The following is a 26,150-nucleotide window of genomic DNA, read 5'->3' as shown; positions in this document are numbered from 1 at the left end:
CGGCGGACGGTCAGTCCCCGTCCGCGCCGAGCTCCTTGACCAGCAGCATGTCGCGTTCCACGGCGTGGTGGGTGCTCCCCTGCTCGTCCACCCAGTCGTACTCGGTGACGTCCTCTACCCCCGTCCTCCGGTATCCCAGCCGCGTGTAGAGACGCTCCGCGCCCGGGTTGTCGACCGCCACCCCGACGGCGACCAGGTGCCGGCCGCGGTCGCGGACGAGCTGCTCGGCATACCGGATCAGTGCGGTGCCGACGCCGGCCCCCTGGTGCTCGGGGCGCACCTGCAGGTGGTTGATCTCCACCGCGCCGGGGTATGCCGTGGCCGCCGCCTCACCCGCCGGGCCGGACCACTGCACCATCCCCGACCCGAGCGGCTCCGCACCGTCCCAGGCCACCAGGAAGGTGGCCGACCCCGACTCCTGCGCCCGCAGGTGCGCGGCGTGGACCGTGCCGGAGCGCCAGTGCCGGTCGAGGGCGGTCAGGTCTTCGGGAGCGCAGGGGCGGATGTCCATCGGGCTATTGTCCGGGCCCGGCGGGGACGGGTCGCGCCGGCGCGTGGGTCGTGGCCAGGTGGGGGAGCACGAGGGTGTCCCACAGGGGCCGGCTCCCGGACCGGAACAGCCCGAAGTGGCCGATCGGGCCCACGCCGAGGTCCTCCGGGGAGGACTCGACGACCCGGGGCGTGGTGCGGCGGTACCAGCGCAGCAGCGAGTCCAGCGAGCCGCGCGACATCATCGAGTCGTCGGTGAAGGCCAGGGCGACGATCGGGGTGCGCACGGTGGCGAACCGCTCCCGCACCTCCACGGATTCGCTGGCGATGTAGTCGGGGTGCCGGCACCACCGGGCCCACTGCAGCATCACACCGGCGGGAAGGTCGCCCACCATCCGCAACCGCCGGCCCGGGAAGTAGCCGAGCAGCCGGCTGGTGACCGGCGCGACGGCATACCAGAGCAGCGGCACGGTCCGGCGCAGTCGTGGGGGAGCCAGCCGCCAGTAGCCGCTGCCGGTGGCCACGAGCACCGCGCCGGCGAGGTCCTCGTGGTCCACGAACGGGAGGACCTGACCGCCGAGGCTGTGGCCGACCCAGCTGATCGGGAGCCCGTCGGCGTGGTCGCGGGCGTGCCGCAACGCGGCCGCGGCGTCGCCGGCCCAGCGCAGCATGTCGGCGGACTCCGCGCGGACGTGTCCGCGGGCCGACCCGCCGACCCCGCGCAGGTCGAAGGTCAGGGTGCGCAGGCCCTGCTCGGACAACCAGGTGGCGAAGCTGCGGTAGAACCGGCCGGGTGTGGCCATGGCCGGGGCGATGACGACCACGCCCACCGGGTCGGAGGCCGGCTCGAACCAGCGGCCGGCCAGCTCGCGGCCGTCCTCGGTGGGGATCACGGTGTCGCGCTCTATGACAGTCGTCATAGTCGGGAACCTAGGGTATGACGACTGTCATAGTCAACCGGTATCCTCACCGTCATGACCAAGTCCACCCGGGAACGGATGCTGGCGGGGGCGGCGCAGATGATCGCCACGCGGGGGCTGGCCGGCACGAGCGTGCGCGAGCTGGCCGAGTTCGCCCGGGTGCCGCGCGGCTCGACCTACCACCACTTCCCCGGGGGCAAGGACCAGTTGGTGGATGAGGCGCTCGGCTATGTCAGCGAACGGATCCGGGGGCACCTGGAGCAGGCGCGCACCGAGGGGCCGGAGGCCGCCGTCGGCGCCTTCCTGGAGAGCTGGCGCACGATCCTGGTCGACAGCGCGTTCCAGAGCGGCTGCCCCGTCCTGGCCGTGGCCACCGTGGAGGGCCCGGAGGGGGAGACCGCGGCGCACCGTGCCGCCGCCGAGGCCTTCCGGTCCTGGCAGGCCCTCCTCGCCGAGGTGTTCGAGGAGTCGGGCGTCCCGGCGACCCGGGCCGCGTCGCTGTCCTGGACCGTGATCGCGCTGCTCGAGGGCGCGGTCGTCCTGTGTCGCAGCACGAGGTCCATCGAGCCGCTCGACCGGGTCGAGGTCGAGTTACGGGGCCTGCTGGCCGCCGCGCTGGGCAGCGACTGACCCGACGGGCCGCTCCCGGGACAGTGTCGGTGGGCGCCCCTATGGTCGGATCACAGGGGCGCACAGGGGGTGCGCCGGGAGGGACGACCATGACCATTTCACCCGCGATCCAGGCCTACTGGGACCAGGAGCGCCGCGAGATCATCGAGCACATCCGCCGGTTCGGGGTGCACCTCGTCTATGTCTCGAACGAGGTCGGCGAGGAGTGCACCTGCTGCGCCTACCTGCGCAGCGTGGGGGCGGAGCGCGACCCCGTGCCGACCGAGGACACCCCGGAGAACCCGCCGTTCTGCTACACCGTCGGTCTCTACGGGATCGGGCACCCCGAGCTGCTGGTCATCGGGATGGAGCGCGACGCGTGCGGCACCGTGCTGAACGCGTTGAGCGGCGCGATCCACGTCGGCAGGGACCTCGTGCCCGGGGAGCAGCTCACCGTCGCCGGCACCGACCTGCTCGTCGAGGAGCTGCCCAACCCGGGACAGATCCTGTTCGACGCCAACGGCTTCTACGAGCGTCCGCCGATGGCCTCGCTCCCCGCGCTCCAGCTCACCTGGGCCGACGGTCGCGGGCGGTTCCCGTGGGAGGAGGGGCACGAGTCCGGACCGTGGCCACAGCCGCGCCCCGGGGAGTTCCGCGCCGACCTGCCGGGCTGAGACCGCCGGCTGAGACCGCCCGCGGTCAGAGGTTGGCCAGCAGGACCGCGGGCTGCTCGACGCAGTCGGCGGCGAAGCGCAGGAACCCGCCGGCCACGCCGCCGTCGCAGACCCGGTGGTCGAAGGCGAAGGAGAGCACCGTCATCTTGCGTAGCGCCACCTGACCCTCGTGCGCCCAGGGCTTGTCGATGATCCGGCCCACGCCGAGCATCGCGGCTTCGGGGTGGTTGATGATCGGGGTCGACCCGTCGGTGCCGAACACGCCGTAGTTGTTCAGCGTGAACGTCCCGCCGGTCAGCTCGGCCGGGCTCAGCGTGCCCTCGCGGGCCTTGCCGGTGAGCTCCTTGAGCGCGGCGGCCAGCTGGGTCGTGGTCATCTTGTCGGCGCCGTGCACGACGGGGACGACGAGGCCGCGGGGGGACTGGGCGGCGATGCCCAGGTTGATCCCGTGGTGCCGGATGATCTCGCCCGCCTCGGAGTCGACCGAGGAGTTCAGCTCCGGGAACCGCTGCAGGCCCGCCACCACGATCCGGGCCATCAGCGGCAGGATGCCGATGCCGCTGTCGGGGGTGGCCGTCTTGAGCGCGTCCTTGACCGCGATGAGCTCGGTAGCGTCCGCGTCGACCCAGACGTTGGCCTCGGGGATCTCCCGGCGCGAGGTGGTCAGCTTGTCCGCGATCACCCGCCGTATGCCGACCAGCGGCACCCGCGTCTGCCCGCCGGTGATCGCGGCGGCGGTGTCGGCGGCCGTGGGCGCGCCGGCTCCGGCGCGGCCCGCCCCGGCCGGGTCTGCGCCAGCCAGGTCCGCCGCGGCCTGCTCGACGTCGGCCCGGCGGATCACGCCGCCGGTCCCGGTCGGCCGGAGGGCGGCCAGGTCGACCCCGGTCTCGGCCGCGAGCTTGCGCACCAGCGGCGAGATGACCTTGACCGCGCCGGAGCGGGACGCCTCGCCGGCAGCGGACAGGTCTCCCGCGGGGGAGGCATCGCCCCTGTGGAAAGAATTGGGTGCTGGGGCCCCGTTTTCTTTCCACGCCGCTGCGGCAGCGGGGCGTCCGGCTGCGGGCGCCGGGTGCTCGGCGGCCTGCCGCCGCGGGGTGCGGCGCCGCGACCGACGGGCGGGACCGTCGCCGGCACCGAACCCGATGAGGGGCCGCTCGGCCTGCTCCTGCACCTCGCCGACCGGCTCGCCGCCGTCGGCCTCGGCGGGGACGCTGGCGCCGGCCCGCTCCTCGTGCCGGTACTGCTCCCCACCGGCAGGCTGGGGGGCGTCGGCGTTGCCGGCGACCTCGCCACCGATGGTGATCAGCGGGGTGCCCACCTCGAGTACCGACCCGGGGTCACCGTGCAGCGTGACGACTGTGCCGGCATACGGGCAGGGCACCTCGACGGCGGCCTTGGCGGTCTCGACGGTGACCACGTTCTGGTCGATGGTGACCTCGTCGCCCTCGGCGACGTGCCACTCCACGATCTCGGCCTCGGTAAGGCCCTCCCCGAGGTCGGGGAGCTTGAAGACCCGCGTCATGCGGAGACCTGCTCCCGGTCGCTCGCCGGCAGGTGGTGGGTGTCCGGCTCGTCGTCCCACTGCAGGCGGGCGATGGTGTCCAGGATCCGGTCGACGCCGGGCAGGTAGGAGTGCTCCAGCATCGGCGGCGGGTAGGGGATGTCCAGCCCGGAGACCCGCAGCACGGGGGCGGCCAGGGAGTGGAAGCAGCGCTCGGAGATGCGGGCGGCGACCTCGCCGGCCACGCCGGCGAAGCCCTGGGCCTCGGACAGCACGACGGCGCGTCCGGTCTTGCGGACCGACGCGGCGACGGTCTCGTCGTCGAACGGCACGATGGTGCGCAGGTCGACGACCTCGACGTCCCAGTCCTCCTCGGCCGCGGCGACCTCGGCGGCCTTCAGTGCGGTCGCCACCTGCGGGCCGTAGGTCACCAGCGTGACGTCCGAGCCCTCGCGGCGGACCGCCGCCTGGCCGAACGGCTCGCGCTCGACCGGGAGGTCCAGGTCCTCCTTGGACCAGTAGAGCGCCTTGGGCTCCATGAAGACCACCGGGTCGGGGTTGCGGATCGCCTCGCGCAGCATCGAGTAGGCGTCGCCCGGGGTGGCCGGGGTGACGACCTGCAGGCCCGGGGTGTGCGCGTAGTAGCCCTCGGAGGAGTCGCAGTGGTGCTCGACCCCGCCGATGCCGCCGCCGTAGGGGATCCGGATGACGATCGGCAGGTTGACCTTGCCGCGGGTCCGGTTGCGGTACTTGGCGATGTGCGAGGCGATCTGCTCGAAGGCGGGGTAGGCGAAGGCGTCGAACTGCATCTCGATCACCGGGCGGAAGCCCTGCAGTGCCAGGCCCACGGCGAAGCCGGCGATCCCGGCCTCGGCCAGCGGGGTGTCGAAGCAGCGGTCCTCGCCGAAGTCGCGGGTCAGCCCGTCGGTGATCCGGAAGACGCCGCCGAGCTGGCCCACGTCCTCCCCGAAGACCAACACGTCCTCGTCCGCGGTCAGCTCGTCGCGCAGCGCCCGGTTCAGCGCCTGGGCAAACGTGGTCTGGGTCATCGCAGTGCCTCCTCGGCGGCCACCATCGCGGCCTGTTCGCGCAGCTGGGGGGTCGGCTCGGCATACACGTGCTCGAAGAGCTCCATCGGGTCCAGCACGGCGTCCTCGTTCATGATCGAGCGGATCCGCGCGGCGATCTCCTCGCCCTCGGCCCGGACCTCCTCGACGGTGGCGTCCTCGATGTGCCCCTCCGCCAGCAGCCAGGTCTGCAGCCGCACGATCGGGTCGCGGCCCACCCACTCGTCGACCTCGTCGGAGGACCGGTAGCGGGTGGCGTCGTCGGCGTTGGTGTGCGCCTCCATCCGGTAGGTGTGCGCCTCGATCAGGAACGGGCCGCCGCCGGAGCGGGCGTGCTCGAAGGCCGCGCGGCTCACCGCGAGCATCGCGATCGGGTCGTTGCCGTCCACCTGCTCCGAGCGCACCCCGTAGCCGACGCCCTTGTAGGCCAGGCTGGGCGCCTTGGTCTGCTTGGCCAGCGGCACCGAGATGGCGTACTTGTTGTTCTGCACCACGAAGACGGTCGGCGCGTTGAAGACGGCCGCGAAGTTCATCCCCTCGTGGAAGTCGCCCTCGCTGGTGGCGCCGTCCCCGATGTAGCACAGCGCCACGCCGCCGGTGCCCCGCCGGACCATGCCGTATGCCGCACCCGCCGCGTGCAGCGCCTGCGTCGCCAGCGGGGTGGTCTGGGGGCCGGTCTGGGTCGCCTTGGGGTCGTAGCCGGAGTGCCAGTTGCCGCGCAGCTGGGCCATCGACTCGGCCGGGTTCAGCCCGCGCACGAAGAGGGCCATCGAGTCGCGGTAGGTCGGGAACAGCCAGTCCGGCCCGGTCATCGTCAGGACCGGCGCGACCTGGCAGGCGTCCTGCCCGCGGGAGGAGGGGTAGACGGCGAGCCGGCCCTGCTTGGTCAGCGCCGTGGCCTGCGCGTCGAACCGGCGGCCCAGCACCATGTTGCGCCAGACCTCGACCAGGGCCTCCGGCTCCGGCATGGCGTAGCCGCGGGCGCTGGCCTCCTCACCGGGGCCCCCCGCGACGAGGGTGCCCGTCGGCTCGAGGAACCGCACGGGTTCGGAGCAGGGCAGCAACTGCTGCACGTCTGTCATCGTCGACCTCTCCTCAGGACTGCGCATCGGCCCCTCGACGGAGCCAGGTGTGTCCTCTATGGTCGCCGATCCTGGACGTTGCGCACGACCCACTCGCACTTTGCGAGACTTCTGACACTATGGACCCATGGTGAAACGCAATCTGTCTTCCGACGATGCCGTTCAGCCGGGGTCCGCTGGACACTCTGCCGTGGACGAGACGGACCTGCGGATCGTCGACGAGCTGGTCGCCGACGGGCGGTTGTCCGTGCGCGCGCTGGCCGAGCGGGTGCACATCTCCCGGGCCAACGCCTACGCTCGGCTGGAACGCCTCCAGGAGGAGGGCGTGATCACCGGCTTCGCGGCCCAGGTCGCGCCGGAGAAGATCGGCTTCGGGACCTCGGCCTACATCTCGATCTCGATCGAGCAGAACACCTTCCGCACGGTCGCCCCGGCGCTCGCCGCGCTGCCCGCGATCCAGCGGGTCTCCCTGGTGATGGCCGACTTCGACGTCATCGTCCAGGTGCGCGCCCGGGACAACCACGAGCTGCGCGACCTGGTGCTGGAGAGCATCCACGCCATCCCGGGGGTGAAGTCGACCCGCACCTGGCTCATCTTCGATGAGATGCCCGGCTGAGCCGGCCCACGGCATACGACCGATGCCGTATGCCGTGGGCTGGCGGGCGCGCCCGCTCGCCTACCGGCGGTTACGGGGTCTCGTAGGTGCCGACGACCCGGTTCTGCGCGAGGACGTCCCCGGCGTGCCGGTCCAGGAACTCCGCGTAGCTCGGGGCGCCGTCGACCGGCGCGGACAGGGCGTATACCCAGAAGTAGTAGCGGTGCACGCCGTGCCCAGACGGAGGCTGCGGACCGCCCCACTGCTGCTTGTCCCAGTCGTTGGCGCCGACCCGGAACTGGTCGACGTTGCCGGCGCCCAGCTCGGTCGTCTCCGGGGGGATGCCGTAGACCGCCCAGTGCACCCAGCCGCGGGGCCGGGGCGCGTCCGGGTCGTGGCAGACGACAGCCAGCTCCACCGTCCCGTCGGGGACCCCGCTGATCCGCAGGCTCGGGGTCTCGTTCTCGTGGGCGTTGGCCAGCCGGTCCGGGATCGGGCCGTCCGCGGTGAAGTCCTCACTCGTGATCGTCAGGTTCTCAGCCATGCCCCCATGATGGCTAACCGCCCGATCCCGTGCTCGCCGGGGGGCGGGCTGGGTGCTCCCTGTTGCTCACGGTTCGTAGTCCGGGCCGTGCACGCGTTCGGTGGGGTTGGACAGCTGGTCACGGATCAGTTTGCTCACGCTCGTTCCCCCGATGGCATAGCGGCCGCGACGGGGGTCCCATACCTGGTATTGCGAGAGTGCCCGACGCTTGGCAGCGACATCTCGGGTGCCCAGGGGCGCCCGGCTCCCGAGGTCCCCGCGAACCAGTGGCACCGGCAGGTGGAAGACCGCGTCACTGACGATTCCCTCGCGGTATGCCTGTCGCAGGGCCCGTCCGGCGGCGGCGTGATCGCGGTGCGGATCGAGGTAGGACATCGTCCTGTGCTCGGCGCGGGGGTAGCGGGTAGCGAGGTCCCTGATGATGTCGAGGACGGCGTCGCTGTCGACCGACCCGTCGGGTAGGTCGTGGCGCACGACGTTGCGGCTACGCACTCCGAGCTCGGTCAGGGCCGCCGCCATCTCGGTCCCTCGGCCGGCCATGAATCCCGCGGCGTCGAGCGGATCCAGCAGCTTGGCGTTCACCTTCGCCAACGCCGTCGAAGCGCCACCGCGGGTCAGCAGCACCAGGATGTTGCGCCGGTCCCGGGTGCGGTGGATCGAGCCGCCCATGAAGATGGTCTCGTCGTCGGGGTGGGGGATGTACCAGATGGTCGGAGGGTTGGTCCGGCGTCGGAGGGCTGATCGGGTGTCTTGTGCCACGACCCGCACCTCTCGGACGGCACGGCGCAGCGGCGAACCGGGCTGGCGCTCCGCGTCCGCGCGTGCGGCAAGCTCCGCTGACTTCGCTGGGCTGGGCTTGGCGCTCCGGTCCGTGACAGCAGCCTTGGGCGCGGGCTCCCTACTGGTGGTGCTCTTGCGGGGAGCCGTCGCCTTGGGGGCGGGTGGGGCATCGGGGACGAGGTTGCGACGCCACTGATAGGTGGGCCTGAAGTCGTCGGTCCACTCGAATTTCCACGCGTAGCGTCCCGCGCCGAAGTCGAAGATGTCGACCTCTCGCTGTTCGACGGGAACGCTGAGGAGGTGCTCGAGAATATCGATCTGGATCACCTTGCCCAGGCGGTAGGCATCCAGATCGGGGTGGTAGGCGCTGTTCCAGGACAGGAGGGTTCGCCCGTGTCGGAAGCACGTCCGGTACCCCAGGAGGTTGTGGTCGGCGTCTTCGTACCCGAAGGTCACTGCAGCCTGGGGGTTCTCGAAGATGGACCTGACCAGGGAGGTCCGGGCATCGTCCTCGAAGAGCGAGTGACGTTCCTTGCGTGATCGCTCGTTGACCAAGAAGTCCTTCTCGGCAATGTGCAGTGCCCCGAGCCGCTCGAGGATGTTGTCCTCGTTTCCGGCAAAGACCCGGAACGTGACGTCCCGCTCCCGGAACAGTTTGTTGCGATACTTCCGGGCGTGTGACGGCAGCCCGGCCCGATCGACGAAGTCATCGAGGTCGGCATAGGGCGTGAGATCGAGAAAGGGGTTCTCGACGTGCAGGGTGAACTCAGGGTTGTGGTCTGTCTTGAGCAGATGGTTCGCGAGGTTGCCTGGCGTCCGCACATTGCCGAGGTGCACGCGTTGCACGTCGGAGCGCGTGGCCGCCTCGACGATCTCCCGGCACACGGTGGCCCGGTGCGCACCGGGAGCGAGGAGGACATCCATATAGTCGCCGTGGCTCGCCCAGCGCAGCACGCGGGTCGGCTTGCCCTGACGGGTCTGTTTCCGTACGGAGAACGGGCCGATTCCGACCACCTGGTCGTTATGACGCACCACCACGACGCGTAACTCGATCCCCGGTGCATCGGCATACGCCTGCCACCACGCGTCGACGAAGCGGTGGGTGACATAGAACGGGGTCGCGGGATCGTGGGTCTCGAGGTGCTCCCACTCCTCGCGCAAAGCGCTCAGGTCATGGGCAGTGCGGACGATGGAGGTATCCATTGAGTGTCAGTTCACCCGTGTCTGAGGGGTCGGGGTATCCAGAATTCCAGTGTGCGCTTCGAGGTGGGGAAATGGATGAGCCTGCCGCAGGTCTGGAATCCGGCTTTGCGATAGCTGCTGATGGACCCCAGGTTCGTGGTGGACACCAGGACGAGACCCTCCGTCCGCCCGTGCGCGGCCGCGAGGCCCACTCGAAGTTCGACCGCCGCCGACTGCGCACCCCGGCGGCGATGCTTCTTGAAGACGTAGTCATCCATGAACAACGCCTGGTGTGGACGGACCCTGATCGTGTGTTGCATGAGCTTGACTTCGTGGTCGTCCCACGCCAAACAGGCAAAACCACAGAGTCGATCGCCCTCGTCGAGGATCATCCACGCGTCCTCGGAGGGATCCTGGATCCGCTGCGCCAGAATGTCGCGCTTGCGGTCGCTCAATTCCTTCGGGAAGGAGGCTTTGAGTCTGGCCAGGTTGTCGTGATCGGCTTCGACAAACCTGAAACCGTTGACCGACCGGTCCGGGTCGTCAGGGGAAAGGGGGCGGCTGTAATACCTGCTGACCTTGGGGCGGTGCTTCTTCTGGATGCGCTTCCAGCGGCCTCCCACACTGGCACGAACGGAGGCAAGACTGCTGGTCACGGGGGCGATACTAGCCGATGGCCCGAAGGGCGACGGGGTGGTCAGCCCGGCGGGCGGGCGGCCAGCGCCATCGTGGCGGTCACCCGGTCGCCCGGCTCGATCCCGGCGGCGCGCCGGACCGCCACCCGCAGCGGGAGCAGGTAGCGCCCGTCCTTGGGGAAGAGCGCGGTGCTGAATGTCGTGCTGCCAATCCGGACCTCCACGGCGACCTGGCCCCAGTACTCCAGCCCGCGGGCGGCCTCCTTGAGGTCCTCGCTGTCCTCGACCGGGACGTCGAGGAACCAGAACGGGGCGGGGCCGCGCCACTCGATGACCGGCCCGGTGACGGTGAAGTCCATCCGGAGGTCAGCCCCTCCCGGCCGCGGCGCCGCCCACCGGCTCAGTCCCGGCCGTAGAGGTCGCGGGTGTAGACCTTGTCGGCGACGTCGTCCAGGGCCTCGGCCTGCCGGTTGGCCACGATCACGTCCGAGCGGCGCTTGAACTCGGCGAGGTCGTTGACGACCTCGGAGTGGAAGAACTCCGACTCGGTGAGCGCGGGTTCGTAGACGATGACCGGGACGCCCTTGGCCTTGATCCGCTTCATGATGCCCTGGATGCTGGAGGCCCGGAAGTTGTCCGAGCCGGACTTCATGATCAGCCGGTAGACCCCCACCGTCTTCGGCTCGCGGCGCAGGATGTCGCGGGCGATGAAGTCCTTGCGGGTGGTGTTGGCCTCCACGACCGCGTTGATCAGGTTCTGCGGGACGTCCTCGTAGTTGGCCAGCAGCTGCTTGGTGTCCTTGGGCAGGCAGTAGCCGCCGTAGCCGAACGAGGGGTTGTTGTAGTGCGACCCGATCCGTGGGTCCAGCCCGACCCCCTCGATGATCTGCTTGGAGTCCAGGCCGTGCGCCGCGGCATACGAGTCGAGCTCGTTGAAGTAGGCGACCCGCAGGGCCAGGTAGGTGTTGGCGAACAGCTTGATCGCCTCCGCCTCGGTGGGGCCGGTGAGCAGGACCGGGACGTCGGTGTCCAGGGCGCCCTCGATGAGCAGGTCGGCGAAGGCGCGGCCCTCCGGGGAGTCCTGGCCGACGATGATCCGCGAGGGGTGCAGGTTGTCGTAGAGCGCCCGGCCCTCGCGGAGGAACTCGGGGGAGAAGATGATGGTCGCCCCCGGGTGCTCCTGCTGCATCCGCTCGGTGAAGCCGACGGGCACGGTCGACTTGATGACCATGGTGGCCGAGGGGTTGTGCTCGATGACGGCGTCGATCACCGACTCCACCGAGCTGGTGTTGAAGAAGTTGGTCCGCTCGTCGTAGTCGGTCGGCGTCGCGATCACCACGAAGTCGGCGCCCTGGTATGCCTCGGCCGGGTCCAGCGTCGCGTGCAGCGACAGCTCCTTCTCCCGCAGGTACTCCTGCAGCTCGGCGTCGATGATCGGGGACTCGCGCCGGTTGATCTTCTCGACCTTCGCGGCGTCGATGTCCAGCGCGACGACGTCGTGGTGCTGGGCCAGGATCACGGCGTTGGACAGGCCGACGTAGCCGGTGCCGACGAGGGCGATCTTCACGGGTACCTCCGGGTCATCGTGCAAGGGACCCGAGAAGTATCGCAGGCCCGGCCGCGACGCCGGGGCTACGACCGGGTCGACCCGCCCGGGGCGGGCGCCGGGGTGAGCCGGATCCCACGGAGCCGGGGGACCTCGGACCAGACCCGCGCCGCCAGGGCGGGGTCGAACATCGCGTGGTACCCGCCGGTGTGCCAGAAGAGCACCGGCCCCTGGAGCTGCCCCGTGCGGGCGAGGTCGATCAGCGCCGCGGCCGCCTTGGCCGTGTAGACGGGGTCGACCACGATGCCCTCCAGCCGGGCCATCAGGTCGATCGCCTCGGGCACCCCGGGGGTCGGTTGGCCGTACCCCTGCCCCAGGTAGGCCTCGGTCAGCTCGATGTCCGAGGCCCCGACGGAGGTCTCCGGGGAGATGAAGGCGGCGGCCTCGCGGGCCAGCCGCAGGTAGTTCCCGGGGACGTCGTCGTAGACCTCACCGGCCACCACGACGCCGACGATGCGGGTCGACCGGCGGCGGATCGCCCGGCCGAGGACGAGCCCGGCGTGGGTGCTGCCCGCCGAGCTGGCGTGCACGATCGTCGCGAAGTCGGCGCCCTGCGCCCGGATCTGCTCCTCGGCCTCCGCGAAGGCCCGGGCGAAGCTGGTCGCCCCCCGCCCGGTCGCCGACCCGATCGGCAGCCGGTAGACCCGCTCGCTGGCCCCCTCCAGGTCGCGGACGACGCCCGCGGTCACCTCGGCCAGCTCGACCCACGAGACGTCGCCGACCAGGCGCAGGTCGGCCCCGAACAGCCCGTCGAGCAGCAGGTTGCCCACGGGCTCGGTCGGCTCGTCGTGACAGAGCACGAGCGTGCACCGCAGCCCCAGCGCGGCCGCTGCCGCCGCGGCCGCCCGCGTCGCGTTGGAGTGCCGGGAGCCCTCGGTCACGATGTGCGTCGCGCCCAGCGCCAGCGCGTGCCCGAGCTCCATCTCCAGCTTGCGCACCTTGTTGCCGGCGAGCCCGACCGAGCCCACGTCGTCGCGCTTGCACCAGACCTCCACGCCGAGCTCCTCGCTCAGGCGGCGCAGCGGGTGCAGCGGCGAGGTGAAGCCCCGCAGGTCGATCCGGGGGAGGTCCTGGCCTCGTGTCGTCGTTCCCATGCTCACCACGATGGGGCACTACTTCACGATCTGACAACTAAATGCTCTGTATGCAGTGCATCTGCTCAGTAGCGCGGGTCGGGTCCGGTGTATCGTCGGGCAGATGTACCAGCTCGACGCCGTCGACGGCCGCATCCTGCTCGCCCGGGACGCCGACACCGACGCCCCCCTGGTCGAGATCGCGCACCGGCTCGGCATCTCCCGCAACACCGTGCACGCTCGGCTCAAGCGGCTCCGCGAGGCGGAGGCGGTGCGACCGCCCAGCACCGCCGTGTCCGTGGCGGCGCTCGGGCGGCCGCTCCTGGCCTTCGTCACCGTGGCGGTGTCGCAGGGGCAGATCGAGGCCGTCTACCAGGCGCTGGAGACCATCCCGGAGATCGTCGAGGCACACACCACGACGGGTGACTCGGACCTGATGCTGCGGGTGGTGGCCCGGGACACGGTGGACCTGCACCGGATCACGCAGGCCATCCAGCTGTCGCCCGGCGTGCAGCGCAGCAGCACCTCGATCGCCACCACCGAGGTCTTCCCGCAGCGGTTGGCGCCCCTGCTGCGGCACCTGGCCGGGAGCGACTAGGGCCGGCTCAGCCGCCGAACCAGTGCTGCTCGGGCACCGGGTGCGACAGGAAGTGGGTCATCGCCTGGGTATAGGCGTAGGCGCCGGCCTGACCGAACACCAGCAGGTCACCCGGCTCCAGCGGGCCCAGCTCGGCGGTCCCGACCCGGTCCAGCGAGGTGCACAGCGGCCCGGCCAGGCTGTATGTCGTCCGCTCGCCCGGGCGCTCCGTTGCGGATCGCACCGGGAAGGACTGGCCGGTGAGCAGCGGGCGGAGCAGGTGGTTGATGCCGCCCTCGAGCACCGCGAAGGTGGTGCCCCGGCTGGCCTTCACCCGCACCACCCTCGAGACGTAGACCCCGGTCGGCCCGGAGAGCCAGCGGCCCGGCTCGAGCAGTAGCTGCCCGGTGAACCAGGGGTGCTCGGCCAGCAACCCGGCCAACCCGGCACCCAGGGCCGCGGTGTCCAGCTCGGCCAGGCCCTCGGCATACGGGATGCCCAGGCCGCCGCCGAGGTCGATCAGCTCCAGCTCGACCCCGTGCTCCCGGTGCAGCCGCTCCCCGATGGCGAGCGCGGTGCGGTGGTTGGCCAGCAGGGCCCCGGCGTCCAGCTCGTTGCTCGCCGAGAAGACCTGCAACCCGGCCAGCCGGACCCTGGGGTGGTCGGCGACCGCGGCGACGAAGGCGGGCAGGTCCTCCTCGTCGACCCCGAACGCCGACGGGCCGGCGCCGCCGATGATCGAGGCCGACTCGCTGACGCCGGTCGCCGGGTGGACCCGGACGTTCACCGGCAGCGGCTCGGCCCCGTCGTGCAGTGCCGCGAGGCGGGCGACGTCCTCGATCCCGTCGACCTGGACGCGGGCGCCGTAGTCCAGCCCGGCCAGCAGGTCGGGGACGCTCTTGGCCGGTCCGGCGAGCACCATGCCGGCCTCGTCCTGCACCGACCCGGCCTGAGCCGACTCGCGGCGGGCGATCCGGACGGCCTCGACCTCGCCGGCGGACGCGCAGTCGAACCATGCGCCCTCGGCGGCCAGCGCCCGCAGCAGCGGGGGACCGGGGTTGGACTTCACGGCATACGCGAGCAGCACCCGGTCCGGCAGCGTCGCCCGCAGGGTCCGGAACCGCTCCCGCGCGAGGTCCAGGTCGTAGCCGAAGCAGGGCGTCCCGCGGGCCGCGAGCTCCCGGACCTGCTCGTCGTCGAGGGCGAACAGCCGGGCGGGTGCCGGGGTCGTGGCCGGTGGTCCCGCGACCCCGACGACCGCGTCCCGCTCGGTGCCGGTGGCCACGGTCACGGACGCTCCCAGAACGGCGCCATCCGGGTGAGTCCCTCGGCCAGGGCCTTCGGGTCGCCGCCGCAGGAGACGCGGACGTGGCCGGCGCCGCCGGGGCCGAAGGCGGTGCCGGGGACCACCACGACGCGGCCCTCGTCCCGCACCCGGCGGCAGTGCGCCAACGGGTCGGCCAGCGCCCACTCCGGCAGCGGCAGCCACAGGTAGAACCCGCCCGCCGGGGTGTAGCGGGCGCGCACCGGCTCGGGCGCGGTCTGCGCGACCGACCAGCGGGCGATCAGCTGGCGGCGGGTGTCCCGCAGCACGTCCGGGGAGTGCCGCAGCAGGGCGGCGGCCGCCCGCTGGCCCGGGATCGCCGCGGCGGTCGTCATGCTGTTGTGCACCAGCCGGGCCGGCGCCAGCAGGTCCGGGTCACCGACGGCCCAGCCCACCCGCAGCCCCGGCGCGGCCCAGCCCTTGCTGGCCGAGGAGACCACGACACCGGACTCCGTGACGTCGTGCAGCGACAGCGGGCGCCGGCCGAGGTGTACCTCGCGGTAGACCTCGTCGGACAGTAGCAGCACCCCCGCCGCGCGGGCGGCGGTCGCCACGGCGGTCAGCGCCTCGCGGCTCGCGCCACCGCCGGTCGGGTTGCCGGGGTGGTTGAGCACGGCCAGCGCGACGCCGTCGGTCTCCTCCAGGGCCCGGGCGAACTCGGCCGGGTCCAGCTCGCCGCACGGACCCAGCCGGTACCGGACGGGCTCGCCGCCGGCCAGCGCGGCGAGGGTGCCGTATGCCGGGAAGCCGGGATCGGAGACCAGCACCCGCTGGCCGGGGGAGACGTGGGCCTGGAACACGGCGTACAGGGCGGCCTGCGCCCCCGAGGTCACCATGACCCGGCGTGCGGACTCCCCGGCGTCGCCGTTGACGCCGGGCAGCCCGTGGTGGGCGGCGATCGCCGTCACCAGCTCGGGCAGTCCCTCGTTGGGGCCGTAGCCGAGCGGTCCGGGGGTGCTGGCGCACTCGGAGAGCGCGCGACGGGCGGGCTCGGGCAGGTCCCACCCGGGGACGCCGAGGCCGAGGTCGATGGTGTCCCCGGGGGCGCCGACCGCCATCGCCCGGATGGTGGACGGGCGCAGCCCGGAGACCCGGGCGGAGCCGGTGATCGTGGGGATGCTCATCGCAGGGCCTCCTCGAGCACCGTCGAGGCGTCGGTCGACCCGTCGCGGTACTTGACGATGACGGGGGCGTACAGCGACAACCCCAGCCCCTGGCCGTAGGCGCCGCCGGCCGGGCGCGAGCCGGGCACGACGACCGCGCCCTCCGGCACCTCGCCGCGCACCTCGCGGCCGTGCACCAGGTCGTAGATGACGGTGCGCGAGGTCAGGATCGTGCCGGGGGCCAGGACGGCGCGGGAGCGGACCACGACGCCCTCGTACAGGCCGCACTGGGCCCCGACGAAGGCGTCGTCCTCGACGACGACCGGTCGCGCCCCGATCGGCTCCAGCACACCGCCGAGCTGCACGGCCGCGGACAGGTGCACCCGCGCGCCGACCTGGGCGCAGGAGCCGACCAGGACGTGGCTGTCGACCATCGAGTCCTCGCCGACGTAGGCGCCGACGTTGACGTAGCTGGGCGGCATGACGACCACGCCGGGGCGCAGCGCGGCACCGCGGCGGACCGAGCTGCCGCCCGGTACGAACCGGACACCGTCGGCGGGGGTGATCTCCCGGGCCGGGACCAGCTCCTTGTCGACCGCGCCGCCCGGCCACCCGGGCAGCTCGACCACGCCGCTGAGGCGGAACACCGCCAGGATGCCCTCCTTCACGGCGGCGTTCACCTGCCACGTCCCGTCGGTGTCCCGGGTGGCGGCCCGCAGCTCGCCGGACTCCAGGGCGTCGAGGAAGGTGGTGGCCTGGTCGGGGGTCATCGGGACGGTCTGCTCCTGCTGCTTCGGGGACGGGTGGTGGGTCAGGGTGGTTGTCGCGGTCATGAGGCCACCGCCTGGGCGCTCGCGCCGATCCCGAGGCCGGCCAGGGCGGCCTGGATCCGGGCCCAGGTGTCCGGCGCGGCCGGCGCCAGGGGCGCCCGGACCATGCCGGTGGCCAGGCCCATGCAGGCCAGGGCGGCCTTGAGCGGCACCGGGTTCGACTCGGCGAACAGGGCCGACATCAACGGGGCGAGCAGGGTGGCCAGCTCGCGGGCCTGGGCCAGGTCGCCCCGGCGGGCGGCCTGGACCAGCGCCCGGGTCTCGTCCGGGGCGACGTTGCCGCACACCGACACCAGCCCCTGGGCGCCGACCGCGATGGCGGGCAGCGCCAGGTCGTCGTCGCCGGCCAGGACCGCCTTGCTGGCGGGGGCCTCCTGGCAGATCCGGGCCATCTGGCGCAGGTCGCCCGAGGACTCCTTGAGCGCGACGACCTCGGGGATCTCCCACAGGTCGTGCAGCGTCTCCGGCGCGAGGTTGCTGCCGGTCCGTCCGGGCACGTTGTAGGCGATGATCGGGACGCCCGGCAGCTCGTCCGCGACCGCCTGGAAGTGCGCCACGATGCCCGCGGGCTGTGGCTTGTTGTAGTACGGCGTCACCACGAGCAGCCCGTCGGCGCCCGCGGTGACCGCCTGGCGGGACAGCTCGATCGTCCGCTCGGTGCTGTTGTGCCCGGTCCCGACCACGATCGGGAGGCCGGCGGCCGCCTCGCGGGCCAGGCCGATCAGCTCGGCGCGCTCGGACTCGGTGACCGTCGCGGCCTCGCCGGTCGAGCCGAGCACCACCAGGAAGTCGGCACCACCGTCGACCACGTGGGTGACCAGGCGGGTGAAGGCTGCCCGGTCGATCTCCGGCCGCTTGCGCGGCACCACCCCACCCGGGTCTCCATCGGCGGGCTTGCGTGCCGCCTCCGCGCCAGTGGTGAACGGGGTGGCGAGCGCCACGCCGAGGCCGGTGAACTGAACACCGCTCATGGTTTCCTCCTTCTGTGGGTGGGTGGATGTGCTGGTCGTGCGGGGTGGGTGGAAAGGGGGTGGCCGATATCCGGCCGGGATGACGGCCGGTGCGGTGGCCGTATGCGGTGGGTCCGGGGCTACCGGTCAGGGCTTGGCCAGCAGCGGGTCGAGCAGGTCGGCCGCCAGGTCGTCGAAGGTGTGCAGCCCGGTGCGCCCGCGCAGCCACCGGACGGCGGCCAGCGCCCCGGGGACGTAGACCTCCCGGGTGTGGGCCTGGTGGCTGAGCACGATGGACTCCGACGGCGTCTCGTAGTGGACCTCGTGCCGGCCCACGACCGTGCCCAGCCGCAGGCTGGCGGTCTGCACCGCGGCGGCGTCGCGGGCGGCGCCCTCGGCGAGGGCGTGCTGGAGGAGCACGGCGGTGCCGCTCGGGGCGTCCACCTTGCGCGTGTGGTGCACCTCGGAGACGGCGAGGTCGGCGGACTCGGGGGAGGCGTCGGCATACCGTCCGAGCACCAGCGCCAACCGGCGCATCAGGGCCACCGACAGCGAGAAGTTCGGGGCGGTCAGCACCCCGAACTCCTCCGGACCGGCGTCGGACACCAGGCCCCGGTCCCACCCGGTCGCCCCGATCACCAGGTCGGTCCGGGTCTCGGCGGCCCAGGCCAGGTGGCCCGGGACGCCGTCGGCGCTGCTCAGGTCCAGCGCGACGTCCACCGGCCGGTCTGCGGGGGCACCCTCCCGGCCGGTGGTCCAGGCCAGGTCGAGGTCATCTGCGGCGTCGACGGCAGCGGCGACGGCGGAGCCGAGCCGGCCCCGTCCGAAGATCCCGATGCGTAGCGCCATTCCCCGAGTATGGCCGAGCCCGAGGACCACGAAGGGTCACAAAACTGCAGGTCAGAGAGGTTGTTCGGCGAAGGGGCCGGTTGACCGGAGAATCTCCGGCGCCGCATCTGGCGCCGAGCAAGTGCTCGTCCGGAGCCGCCCAAAGTTCGGAATGTGACTCCGCTCACGTCGGGCTCAGTAGAGCTCGCGCACCTCGCGGATCCGCTCGATCGGCGTGGCGCGGACCGCGAGCAGGCAGAGCGGGAGGAGCACCACGGTGCCCACCAGGAGCAGCGTCCCCACCCAGGGCGTGCCCGGCTCGGAGACGCCGATGGAGGGGAACCCGTAGTAGTAGTAGACCGGCACCGCCATCACCAGCGCCAACGCGGCCAGGACCACGACGATGCTGATCGCCGCACCCACGGGCTTCGGCAGGTGCCACCACCGGGTCAGGACCGCGAGGCACACCATCCACAACAGCCCCGGGAACAGCACGGCCGCCACGAGGTGGGCCGCCGTCCCGGGCGGGGGCAGGTCCCCGACGAGGCGGAAGAGCACCGCGGGCACGAGCAGCATCAGCGAGCTCAGCACGAGCGAGGCCAGCCACCCGACCGCGAACCCGGCGTGGCCGTAGTTCGTGCTGCGGACGCGGGCCGAGATGCCGGTCGCCGAGTAGGCGATGGCGGCCAGTTGACCGGCGACCACGACGCAGGTCCAGAGCAACCAGACCTGGCCGTTGTCCGCGAGCTCGCTCCACCCCATCGCGAGCACGCCGCAGGCCGCGGCCGCGAGGGCCCAGTTCCCGGAGATGCGGAGCATGTTGCCGACGACCCGTCCGGCAGGGACGGGACGGTTGAGGTCGGCCGGAGTGCGGGGCCCGGGGTCCGGGACCGCGCTATCCGTCATGGTGCCCTCCGCCCCGGTGCAGCCAGGCGAGGCGCTCGCGGGCCAGGTCGCCGAGCGGGAGGTGCGGGGCGAGTTCGAGGAGCACGGCGTCGGTGCCCTGCGGGGAGGCGGTGATGAACCCGTAGCCGCGCCCCTGGTGCAGGGCCAGGGCGACGTAGTCCGTGCGCCGGGCCGCGATGTCGACCCCCGCGATCTGGTCGAACGGCACGGTCCTCTCCCGCAGGCCGGACACCTCGACCCTGCCGGGCGCGATGCGGAGCAGACCGGTGCCGGTGTACTGCCCGAGGGCGAGGAACGGCATACCCCGGCTGGTCCGGGAGACCTGCCGGGTCGGGATCTCGACCACCCGCTCGCCGTCGCGCTGCACCACCACCGGCATCGGGTCGGCGACCGGCCGGCACGAGCGGCGCAGCACGAACACGGCGATCCCGACCCCGGTGATCGTCACCAGGACCAGGACGGAGATGGCGATGATCACGTCGGGATCCACGGTGGATCGGCCCCCTCTCGTTCCCGGCGACCCTGACCTGCTGGGGGTATCCGGGGGATACCTGAGGGTCGACTCGGGGGAAAACCCTATGTCGTCCGGCCGCCGTATGCCGCATTGTTGAGGCATGCGCTCGACGATCCGTCCCCCGATGGGCACCCCGGCACCGGTCCAGGGGGCGACCCCGGTGGAGGCGGGTGCCTCGCTGTCCGAGCTCGTCACCGAGTCCCGCACCGACGTGCGGCCCGGCCGGTTGCCGGTGCTGGTGGCCGCCTGCTCGCTGCTGCTCACGGTGGCCACCGCGCTGCACGTCTTCGCGGCCTTCGACCACACGATCCTGCAGCGCGGGCTGGCCGACTCCGGCCTGACCGACCCGGCGACCGCCTCGGCCGTCTTCGTGGTGCTGCGCATCCTGGGCGTGCTGCTGATGGCGGCCAACGCCCTCGGCATCCTGGCGCTGTGGGCCCGGCCCGACTGGTTGTTCGCCGCCGTGCTGGCGACGAACGTGGTCCAGGCCTTGGTCTGGGTGCTGGTCCCGGGCGCGGTGTGGACCGCGGCCCAGGACGCCTACGGCTGGTCGCACACGCTGCCCGGGATGGTCCTGGTCGGCCTCTCCGTCGCGCTCGCGGTCACCCTGGCGGCCACGCTGGTGCGCCGCGGGCCGTGGGGCGCGCCGACGTCCTGAGGCCTCACGCGTCGCTGCCGCCGTCGGTGGTGTCCCCGGGTCGCTGACCCGGGCCGCCCTCGGGCGGGGTGCCGCCTCCAGGGAAGCCGCCGCCACCGGGCATCTGGCCGTCCCCGCCGGGGTAGCCGCCGCCCGGCATCCCGCCGCCACCCATCGTCGAGTACTCACCGCCGGTGGCCGTCGCGATCGTCTCGCCGTCCACCTGCACCTCGTAGGTCGCGCCGGACTCGAGTTGGTCGGTGGACAGCACAAGGGAGGCGGCCTCCTTGGTCGTCTCGACCCGGGCGACCTCGGTGCCCTCCTCGTCGGTCACCGTGATGGTGCTCCCGGCCGCGACGGCGCTCTCGAACGTCGCCACCAGTGAGACCTGGGGGGAGTCGGTCGAGGGTGCCACCAGCATCCCGGAGGACCCGACGGCGGTCAGGCTGCCTCCCGAGATGGTGAACTCGCCGTCCACGTCGAGAGCGCCGTTGCCGTTGTTCGTGGGGCCCTGCACGACCACCGTGCCGCCGGTGATCGAGGCCGGACCGTTGGCGTCGAGCCCGTCGCCCTGGGCGTCGATCGCGATCGTGCCGCCACTGATCACCAACTGGATCTCGGCGGTGTCGGAGGCCGCGTTGATGCCGTCGTCGGAGGCGACCGCGTCGATCTGCCCGTCCTCGATCAGGATCGTCCCGGCCTCCAGGCCCTCGACCGAGGTGCTGACGGTGATGCTGCCGCCGGTGATCCCCAGCGCCGTCTCGGCGTGGATGCCGTCGTCGCCGGCCGCGATGGTCAGGTCGCCGCCGGTGACGATGGCGTCGGTGAAGGCGTCGATCCCGTCGGTGCCGGAGGTCAGGTCGACCGTGCCCCCGTTCACTACGACGTAGCCCAGCCCCGCGTCGTCCTCGACGGTGGACTTCAGGCCGTCCCCGCCGGCCGCCTCGACCGTCACGGTGCCGTCGTCGATCACCAGGTAGTCCTTGCCCCGGATGCCGTCGTCCGCCGCGGCCACGGTGATGTCGCCACCGGCGATGAGCACGCCGTCGTTGCCGACGATGCCGTCGCCGGCATTGCCCTCGACCGCCAGCGCGCCGTCCCCGGTGATCGTCAGGTCCGACCGGGAGAACAGCGCCCCGTCGGGGCCGTCCTCCCCGGTGGTGTAGTTGGCGGCGTCGGACAGGGCGTTGCTGCTCCCGGCGGCGAGGACGATGGTCACCTCGTCGGCTTCCTCGACCACCAGGGGTGCCGTGGTCGAGCTGGTGATGCTCACCCCGTCGAGCACCAGGACGACGTCGTCCGCGTCGGCGGCCTGCACCACGAGCTGACCGTCCGAGAGGTCGCCGCCGATCAGGTAGGTCCCGCCGGTCGTGATCGTGACGACGTCCCCGTCGACGGTGACCCCGTCCCCGTCGGCCGTGGAGGCGCCGTCGGCGAGGGTGATCTCGGCGTCGACGTCCTCGGCCGCCGTCGCCGCGTCGGGGACGTCGGACGTGTGCGGCTCGGTGTTGTCGGCGACCAGGTCCGCGACGGTCGTCGAGGTGCTGCCGGCGCTCGTCGTGGCGGTGCCGGACCCGGATGTCGTGTCGGTGTCGGTCGTCGCACTGCTGTCGGACCCGGTCTGGTCGGTGGCGACGGTTGACTGCGCGGTCTCGGGAGCGGCCGAGGGGGTGGTCGAGGCGGCCGTGCTGCAGGCGGCCAGCAGCCCGGCGACGGCCGTGGCGGCGATGGCCTGGCGGAGGCGGGAACTGAGTCGGGAGGTGGTGGGTCGCATGGGAGCTTCCTGTCGGGTCGGTGGTGGGTGGATCGGGTGGGTGCTGTCTGGGGTCGTCGCAGGTGTCGCGGGCAGTGGGTGGTGTCTCAGGCGGTGGGGGCCAGGACGTCGGCTAGCACCGGGTGCCAGCGGTTGGCGGGGAGCCCCGGGTGCAGCGCGGCCAGGCCGCTGCCGAACTTGGAGAAGCGGGAGGGTCGGATGCCGAGCCGCCACAGCGAGCGGTCGACCGGGGAGGGTGTCGAGCCCGTCTTGGACTCCACGATCACCAGGTCCGGGCGGGACAGCACGTTGCCCAGCACGTCCTGCCAGGTCACCCGGGTGTCGATGGTGCACCGCGCCGCCGTCGGCAGCACCAGGGGGCTGCGTTCGTAGCGGGTGCCCAGCACGGGCCGCAGCTCGGTCACGTCGATGTCGGGCACCTGCTGCTGCCGCAGCACCTCCGCCACGAAGGCCTGGTCCGACCGGCTCAGCAGGGTCTCGGTGATGGCTCGGTCGACGGCTGCGTCGCTGGACCGGAGCCGCCGCGTCTTGACGGTCAGGCCCCGGGGCCCACGGGTCTTCACCTCGAGCCAGCTCTCGCCGGAGCCCAGGTAGTGGCGGGTGCGCACCTTGAAGCGCCGCCGCCGAGGGTGGGCCGTGCCGGCGAAGCTGTCCAGCTCCGGGGTGTCGAAGTAGACCGAGCGGTAGCCGAAGGACCGGTGACCACCGATCTCCAGCACGCGGGTGCCGGCCGGCAGCGCGGCCAGGGTGGACCGGGCCGCCGCCGCGTCGAGCAGGTACTTGCGGTCCATCCGGGTCTGCAGCGCCGCCTCGTCGACCAGGTCCTCGAGGGAGACGGGGGGGCAGCGAGCCGAGGTCGGCGGATTTCATCGGAGCACCGATCCCGAGGGCACGGCGCGGACCGGGCCCGCGGAGCCCTCCCGCGCCGGTGCAGCCGCCGCCGGCGCAGGGCCGGTCGCGACCATGTCCCCAGCCGCCGTCGTGGACCCAGCTCCGGCGCGCACCGCGAACCGCACGTCCACCAGGGTCGTGTCGTCGACCAGGTCGAGGCGCAGCACGTTGGTGCCGAGTACACGCGCCCCGAGGAGCTGCTCCAGCCGGGCGACGAGGTCCTCCTGGTCCGGGACCGCCCGGTCCAGGTGCACGACCTGGCGACGGTGCGCGGGCAGCAGCCGGGGGTGGTCGCCGATCACCATGGTCCCGAGCACCAGCCCCATCAGGGCCAGGCTCAGACCGACGTCGCCGGTGCCGATCCCGCCGATCAGGCCGAGGGCCAGCGCGGAGAAGTAGTAGGCGATCTCGTGCTGGGCCAGCTCGTCGGAGCGCAGCCGGATGATCGACAGCACGCCGAACAGTCCCATGCCGAGGCCGACCGAGGCGGCGGCATCGGTCATCGCCGAGGCCAGCACGGTGCTCACCGCGAGGACACCGATGTTGACGCCGAGGAAGGCGACGACCAGGTCGCGCCGCCGGTGCCGGGGCAGGTAGACCGCGAAGGTCAGGATCAGGATGGCGACGGCGTCGGCGACCATGAGGACGGGCGTGGTCATGGGGACCTCCAGGTACGGGTGGGTGTTGACCGACAGTCCAGCCGAGCCGGATGGGTGGGGACTGTGGGATTCCTATGACTGGGCTATGTGTTCGGGACGGGCCCCGGGATGTAGCAGACTTGACCCCAGGCAGCACGGTCCGTCTGCCGGCCGCCGGGTCCGGCGGGCCCCCGAACGAAGGAGCTGGCGTGGAGCGGGAGCAGGCCGAGATCTACGGCGAGGGGCTGGACCGACCCGGCACCGTCATCCGCTACGGCCACTACGGCCGACCGGTGATGGCCTTCCCCTCCGAGGCCGGCCGCGCCTGGGACTACGAGAACAACGGCATGGTCGACGCGGTGAGCGACCTGGTCGAGGCGGGCCGGATCAAGATCTACGCCGTCGACAGCTTCGACGCCTCCTCCTGGTCCAACTACGGCCTGCCGACCGAGGAACGCGCCCGCCGGCACACGGCATACGAGAACTGGATCGTCAACCACGTGGTGCCCACGATCGGCGCCGACTCACCCGGCCACCAGGGCATCGTCACCACCGGCTGCTCGATGGGGGCCTACCACGCGGTGAACTTCGCGCTGAAGCGTCCCGACCTGTTCCCGGTGGGCATCGGGCTCAGCGGCAACTACGACCCGACTTCCTGGCGCAGCTGGGGCGAGATCGGTCAGGCCACCTACTTCAACAATCCCACGGCCTACCTGGCCAACGCGCACGGGGACCACCTGGCCTACCTCCGGCAGGCGGTGCAGGTGCTGCTGGTGGTCGGGCAGGGGCCGTTCGAGGTGCACCCGACGCGCTCGCTGCCCGGTGCGCACCAGTTGGCCGAGGTGCTCCGGGCCAAGGGGGTCCCGCACCAGCTCGACGTCTGGGGCCACGACTCGGCGCACGACTGGCCGTGGTGGCGCAAGCAGATCGCGCACCACCTGCCGCGGTTCTGCTGACCGGCCGGCCGGGGTCGCGCCGATCCCGGCCCACGGCATACCGAAGATGCCGTCGTCGCGATAGGTTGCCGTCATGGCAGCCAAGCGCAACGCTCTGATCGGCCTCCTGCTCGGTGCGGAGGAGGACTGGCCCCGGGCCTTCGAACAGATCCTCGGCCTCGTCGGCCCGCTGAAGGTGGGCGGCGAGACGCTGGAGATCCCCTCCGAACGGCTGCGGATCAGCCCGTTCGACCTCACCGACCCGGTGCGACCCGGGTTGGTCATCGACCGCCTCGCGTATTGGTACTACCACCCGCGCGAGTGGTTGAAGAAGGCCGCGCTGATGAACGACACCTACCTGCTGAACAGCCCGTTCACCTTCCAGTCGATGGAGAAGCACAGCGCCTACTGCGCCATGCTCCGGCTCGGCATGAAGATCCCCAAGACGGTGCTGGTGCCCTACAAGAACCCGGTCGACAACGTCCGTTGGGCTTACACCTCGGCGAAGTACAACGACTCCTTCGACCTGGACAAGATCGCCGACGAGGTCGGCTACCCGATGTACATGAAGCCGTTCGACGGTGGCGGCTGGCGCGGCGTCTCCCGGATCGAGGACCAGGACGGCCTGCACAAGTCCTACGACGAGTCCGGCGAGATGCTGATGCACCTGCAGGCCACCGTCGACTACGACAAGTTCGCCCGCGCGCTGTCCATCGGGCCCGAGACGATGGTGATGGACTTCCGGCCCGAGCAGCCGATGCACAACCGGTATGCCGTCAGTTACGACTTCCTGTCCCCGCAGGCCGGGTGGGAGGCCCAGACGGTGAGCAAGGTCGTCAACGCCTTCTTCGGGTGGGAGTTCAACTCCGCCGAGATGCTCATCGCGGGCGACGAGGTGCACCCGATCGACTACGCCAACGCCTGCCCGGACGTGGCCGTGACCTCGCTGCACTACTACTTCCCGTGGGCGATCACTGCGCTGGTCCGCTGGTCGGTCTACGCCCTGGCGACGAACCGGCCCGCCACCGTCGACCTGGAGACGCGGCGCTACTACGAGATCGCCGACGACGACAGCCTGGACTACCAGGCCAAGATGCAGGGCTACCGCGCGCTGGCGGACGAGCACTTCGACACCGAGAACTACTGGAACTGGTGCGACGAGCACCTGTCCCACCTGCCGGAGGCCGTCCTGGAATGGGTCGACTCCGACGGGTTCGACAAGATCCTGCTCGACACCGTGCGCAGCACCTATCCGGCCCACGAGCAGGAGAAGTTCCTGGCGCACTTCCGCGGCCTGGTCGGCCTGTGGGTCAAGGACCAGAAGGCGCTCTCCGGCGGGCCGTCCCAGACCCCGCACCCCGAGGCCGCCGTCACCGACCCTGCGAGCCAGTCGGTGGGGTCCGAGGACTGAGCGTCCCGGCGGCGTCGCTGCGCACGCGACGCTGCGACGCCTGGTCGGCTGGTCCGTTCCTCACTAGGAGAACGT

Annotated in this window: 28 protein-coding genes; 7 read left to right on the top strand and 21 right to left on the bottom strand. The window is 71.9% G+C overall.

From position 1 onward, the window contains the following. Positions 1-10: 10 nt before the first annotated feature. Positions 11-511 carry a GNAT family N-acetyltransferase gene (locus tag FB467_RS00675; protein WP_141783376.1) on the bottom strand — a complete coding sequence of 167 codons (501 nt, stop codon included), beginning with the start codon at positions 509-511 and terminating at the stop codon, positions 11-13. A gap of 4 nt (positions 512-515) precedes the next feature. Then, positions 516-1,409, bottom strand: a complete 894-nt coding sequence (locus FB467_RS00670; protein ID WP_141783375.1) for an alpha/beta hydrolase family protein — start codon at positions 1,407-1,409, stop codon at positions 516-518. A 54-nt stretch (positions 1,410-1,463) separates the two neighbouring features. Here FB467_RS00670 and FB467_RS00665 point away from each other — a divergent pair, with 54 nt between their 5' ends. Further along, positions 1,464-2,039 (top strand): TetR/AcrR family transcriptional regulator, encoded by a 576-nt coding sequence (locus FB467_RS00665; protein WP_141783374.1) that lies wholly within the window; start codon positions 1,464-1,466, stop codon positions 2,037-2,039. Between the two features lie 89 nt (positions 2,040-2,128). Continuing rightward, positions 2,129-2,692, top strand: coding sequence for a DUF4262 domain-containing protein (locus tag FB467_RS00660; protein WP_170230502.1), 564 nt, complete (start codon positions 2,129-2,131; stop codon positions 2,690-2,692). Positions 2,693-2,717: 25 nt separating this feature from the next. Here FB467_RS00660 and FB467_RS00655 read toward each other — a convergent pair whose 3' ends face one another. From FB467_RS00655 to FB467_RS00645, 3 genes are read right to left on the bottom strand one after another with little or no spacing between them, the layout of a single operon-like run. Then, on the bottom strand, positions 2,718-4,214 hold the full coding sequence (locus tag FB467_RS00655) for a dihydrolipoamide acetyltransferase family protein (RefSeq protein WP_141783372.1): 1,497 nt from the start codon (positions 4,212-4,214) through the stop codon (positions 2,718-2,720). After that, entirely contained in the window at positions 4,211-5,242 is a 1,032-nt protein-coding gene (locus FB467_RS00650) for an alpha-ketoacid dehydrogenase subunit beta (RefSeq protein ID WP_141783371.1), read from the bottom strand. The genes FB467_RS00655 and FB467_RS00650 overlap by 4 nt, the downstream gene beginning before the upstream one ends. Further along, positions 5,239-6,342 (bottom strand): thiamine pyrophosphate-dependent dehydrogenase E1 component subunit alpha, encoded by a 1,104-nt coding sequence (locus tag FB467_RS00645; protein ID WP_141783370.1) that lies wholly within the window; start codon positions 6,340-6,342, stop codon positions 5,239-5,241. Before FB467_RS00645 ends, FB467_RS00650 begins: the two co-directional genes overlap by 4 nt. 190 nt (positions 6,343-6,532) lie before the next feature. Between FB467_RS00645 and FB467_RS00640 the strand changes: the two genes are divergently transcribed. Then, on the top strand, positions 6,533-6,958 hold the full coding sequence (locus FB467_RS00640; RefSeq protein ID WP_228393495.1) for an Lrp/AsnC family transcriptional regulator: 426 nt from the start codon (positions 6,533-6,535) through the stop codon (positions 6,956-6,958). Positions 6,959-7,028: 70 nt separating this feature from the next. Here the strand turns inward: FB467_RS00640 and FB467_RS00635 are convergent, their stop codons facing one another. From FB467_RS00635 to FB467_RS00615, 6 genes are all read right to left on the bottom strand, one after another. Beyond that, the gene (locus FB467_RS00635) at positions 7,029-7,481 is read right to left on the bottom strand and encodes a YbhB/YbcL family Raf kinase inhibitor-like protein (protein ID WP_141783368.1); all 453 of its coding nucleotides are present in this window, start codon (positions 7,479-7,481) and stop codon (positions 7,029-7,031) included. Positions 7,482-7,547: 66 nt separating this feature from the next. Beyond that, a complete protein-coding gene (locus tag FB467_RS00630; protein WP_141783367.1) occupies positions 7,548-9,464 on the bottom strand; it encodes a GNAT family N-acetyltransferase in 1,917 nt (638 codons plus the stop codon). A gap of 11 nt (positions 9,465-9,475) precedes the next feature. Next, positions 9,476-10,099, bottom strand: a complete 624-nt coding sequence (locus FB467_RS00625) for a GNAT family N-acetyltransferase (RefSeq protein WP_170230501.1) — start codon at positions 10,097-10,099, stop codon at positions 9,476-9,478. Positions 10,100-10,140: 41 nt separating this feature from the next. Continuing rightward, complete coding sequence (locus tag FB467_RS18365; protein WP_153390439.1) at positions 10,141-10,437, bottom strand: DUF1905 domain-containing protein; 297 nt, start codon at positions 10,435-10,437, stop codon at positions 10,141-10,143. Positions 10,438-10,478: 41 nt separating this feature from the next. Beyond that, complete coding sequence (locus FB467_RS00620) at positions 10,479-11,645, bottom strand: nucleotide sugar dehydrogenase (RefSeq protein ID WP_141783365.1); 1,167 nt, start codon at positions 11,643-11,645, stop codon at positions 10,479-10,481. Between the two features lie 65 nt (positions 11,646-11,710). After that, a complete protein-coding gene (locus FB467_RS00615; RefSeq protein ID WP_141783364.1) occupies positions 11,711-12,778 on the bottom strand; it encodes a 1-aminocyclopropane-1-carboxylate deaminase/D-cysteine desulfhydrase in 1,068 nt (355 codons plus the stop codon). 103 nt (positions 12,779-12,881) lie between these two features. Here FB467_RS00615 and FB467_RS00610 point away from each other — a divergent pair, with 103 nt between their 5' ends. Beyond that, positions 12,882-13,355, top strand: coding sequence for an Lrp/AsnC family transcriptional regulator (locus FB467_RS00610; RefSeq protein WP_141783363.1), 474 nt, complete (start codon positions 12,882-12,884; stop codon positions 13,353-13,355). 7 nt (positions 13,356-13,362) lie between these two features. Here FB467_RS00610 and FB467_RS00605 read toward each other — a convergent pair whose 3' ends face one another. From FB467_RS00605 to FB467_RS00575, 7 genes are all read right to left on the bottom strand, one after another. Further along, entirely contained in the window at positions 13,363-14,625 is a 1,263-nt protein-coding gene (locus FB467_RS00605; protein WP_170230500.1) for a type III PLP-dependent enzyme domain-containing protein, read from the bottom strand. Next, positions 14,622-15,782, bottom strand: a complete 1,161-nt coding sequence (locus tag FB467_RS00600; protein ID WP_141783361.1) for a pyridoxal phosphate-dependent aminotransferase — start codon at positions 15,780-15,782, stop codon at positions 14,622-14,624. Before FB467_RS00600 ends, FB467_RS00605 begins: the two co-directional genes overlap by 4 nt. Next, positions 15,779-16,594, bottom strand: a complete 816-nt coding sequence (locus tag FB467_RS00595; protein ID WP_228393530.1) for a 2,3,4,5-tetrahydropyridine-2,6-dicarboxylate N-succinyltransferase — start codon at positions 16,592-16,594, stop codon at positions 15,779-15,781. The genes FB467_RS00600 and FB467_RS00595 overlap by 4 nt, the downstream gene beginning before the upstream one ends. Further along, positions 16,591-17,562, bottom strand: a complete 972-nt coding sequence (gene dapA / locus FB467_RS00590; protein WP_141783360.1) for a 4-hydroxy-tetrahydrodipicolinate synthase — start codon at positions 17,560-17,562, stop codon at positions 16,591-16,593. The genes FB467_RS00595 and dapA overlap by 4 nt, the downstream gene beginning before the upstream one ends. A gap of 126 nt (positions 17,563-17,688) precedes the next feature. Then, positions 17,689-18,390 (bottom strand): 4-hydroxy-tetrahydrodipicolinate reductase, encoded by a 702-nt coding sequence (locus tag FB467_RS00585; protein ID WP_141783359.1) that lies wholly within the window; start codon positions 18,388-18,390, stop codon positions 17,689-17,691. Between the two features lie 174 nt (positions 18,391-18,564). After that, a complete protein-coding gene (locus tag FB467_RS00580; protein ID WP_141783358.1) occupies positions 18,565-19,275 on the bottom strand; it encodes a hypothetical protein in 711 nt (236 codons plus the stop codon). Continuing rightward, positions 19,265-19,765: a hypothetical protein gene (locus FB467_RS00575; protein ID WP_141783357.1), complete on the bottom strand. Its 501-nt coding sequence runs from the start codon at positions 19,763-19,765 to the stop codon at positions 19,265-19,267. The genes FB467_RS00580 and FB467_RS00575 overlap by 11 nt, the downstream gene beginning before the upstream one ends. Before the next feature lie 124 nt (positions 19,766-19,889). Here FB467_RS00575 and FB467_RS00570 point away from each other — a divergent pair, with 124 nt between their 5' ends. Further along, positions 19,890-20,447, top strand: a complete 558-nt coding sequence (locus FB467_RS00570) for a hypothetical protein (protein ID WP_141783356.1) — start codon at positions 19,890-19,892, stop codon at positions 20,445-20,447. A gap of 4 nt (positions 20,448-20,451) precedes the next feature. On the opposite strand, the gene FB467_RS00565 is transcribed toward FB467_RS00570, so the two are convergent. From FB467_RS00565 to FB467_RS00555, 3 genes are all read right to left on the bottom strand, one after another. After that, positions 20,452-22,200 (bottom strand): carbohydrate-binding domain-containing protein, encoded by a 1,749-nt coding sequence (locus FB467_RS00565; RefSeq protein ID WP_141783355.1) that lies wholly within the window; start codon positions 22,198-22,200, stop codon positions 20,452-20,454. A gap of 86 nt (positions 22,201-22,286) precedes the next feature. Further along, a complete protein-coding gene (locus FB467_RS00560) occupies positions 22,287-22,991 on the bottom strand; it encodes a VTC domain-containing protein (protein ID WP_141783354.1) in 705 nt (234 codons plus the stop codon). Positions 22,992-23,066: 75 nt separating this feature from the next. Further along, entirely contained in the window at positions 23,067-23,750 is a 684-nt protein-coding gene (locus tag FB467_RS00555; RefSeq protein WP_141783353.1) for a DUF4956 domain-containing protein, read from the bottom strand. A gap of 188 nt (positions 23,751-23,938) precedes the next feature. Here FB467_RS00555 and FB467_RS00550 point away from each other — a divergent pair, with 188 nt between their 5' ends. Then, positions 23,939-24,685 (top strand): esterase family protein, encoded by a 747-nt coding sequence (locus FB467_RS00550; RefSeq protein ID WP_141783352.1) that lies wholly within the window; start codon positions 23,939-23,941, stop codon positions 24,683-24,685. 73 nt (positions 24,686-24,758) lie between these two features. After that, positions 24,759-26,075, top strand: a complete 1,317-nt coding sequence (locus FB467_RS00545) for an ATP-grasp domain-containing protein (RefSeq protein WP_228393488.1) — start codon at positions 24,759-24,761, stop codon at positions 26,073-26,075. The last annotated feature ends 75 nt before the right edge of the window (positions 26,076-26,150 follow it).

Origin of the sequence: Ornithinicoccus hortensis (assembly GCF_006716185.1) — a bacterium.
GTDB classification, from domain to species: Bacteria; Actinomycetota; Actinomycetes; order Actinomycetales; family Dermatophilaceae; genus Ornithinicoccus; species Ornithinicoccus hortensis.
Note: the sequence above shows the minus strand (reverse complement) of the source record. Positions and strands in the feature narration are given on the sequence as shown.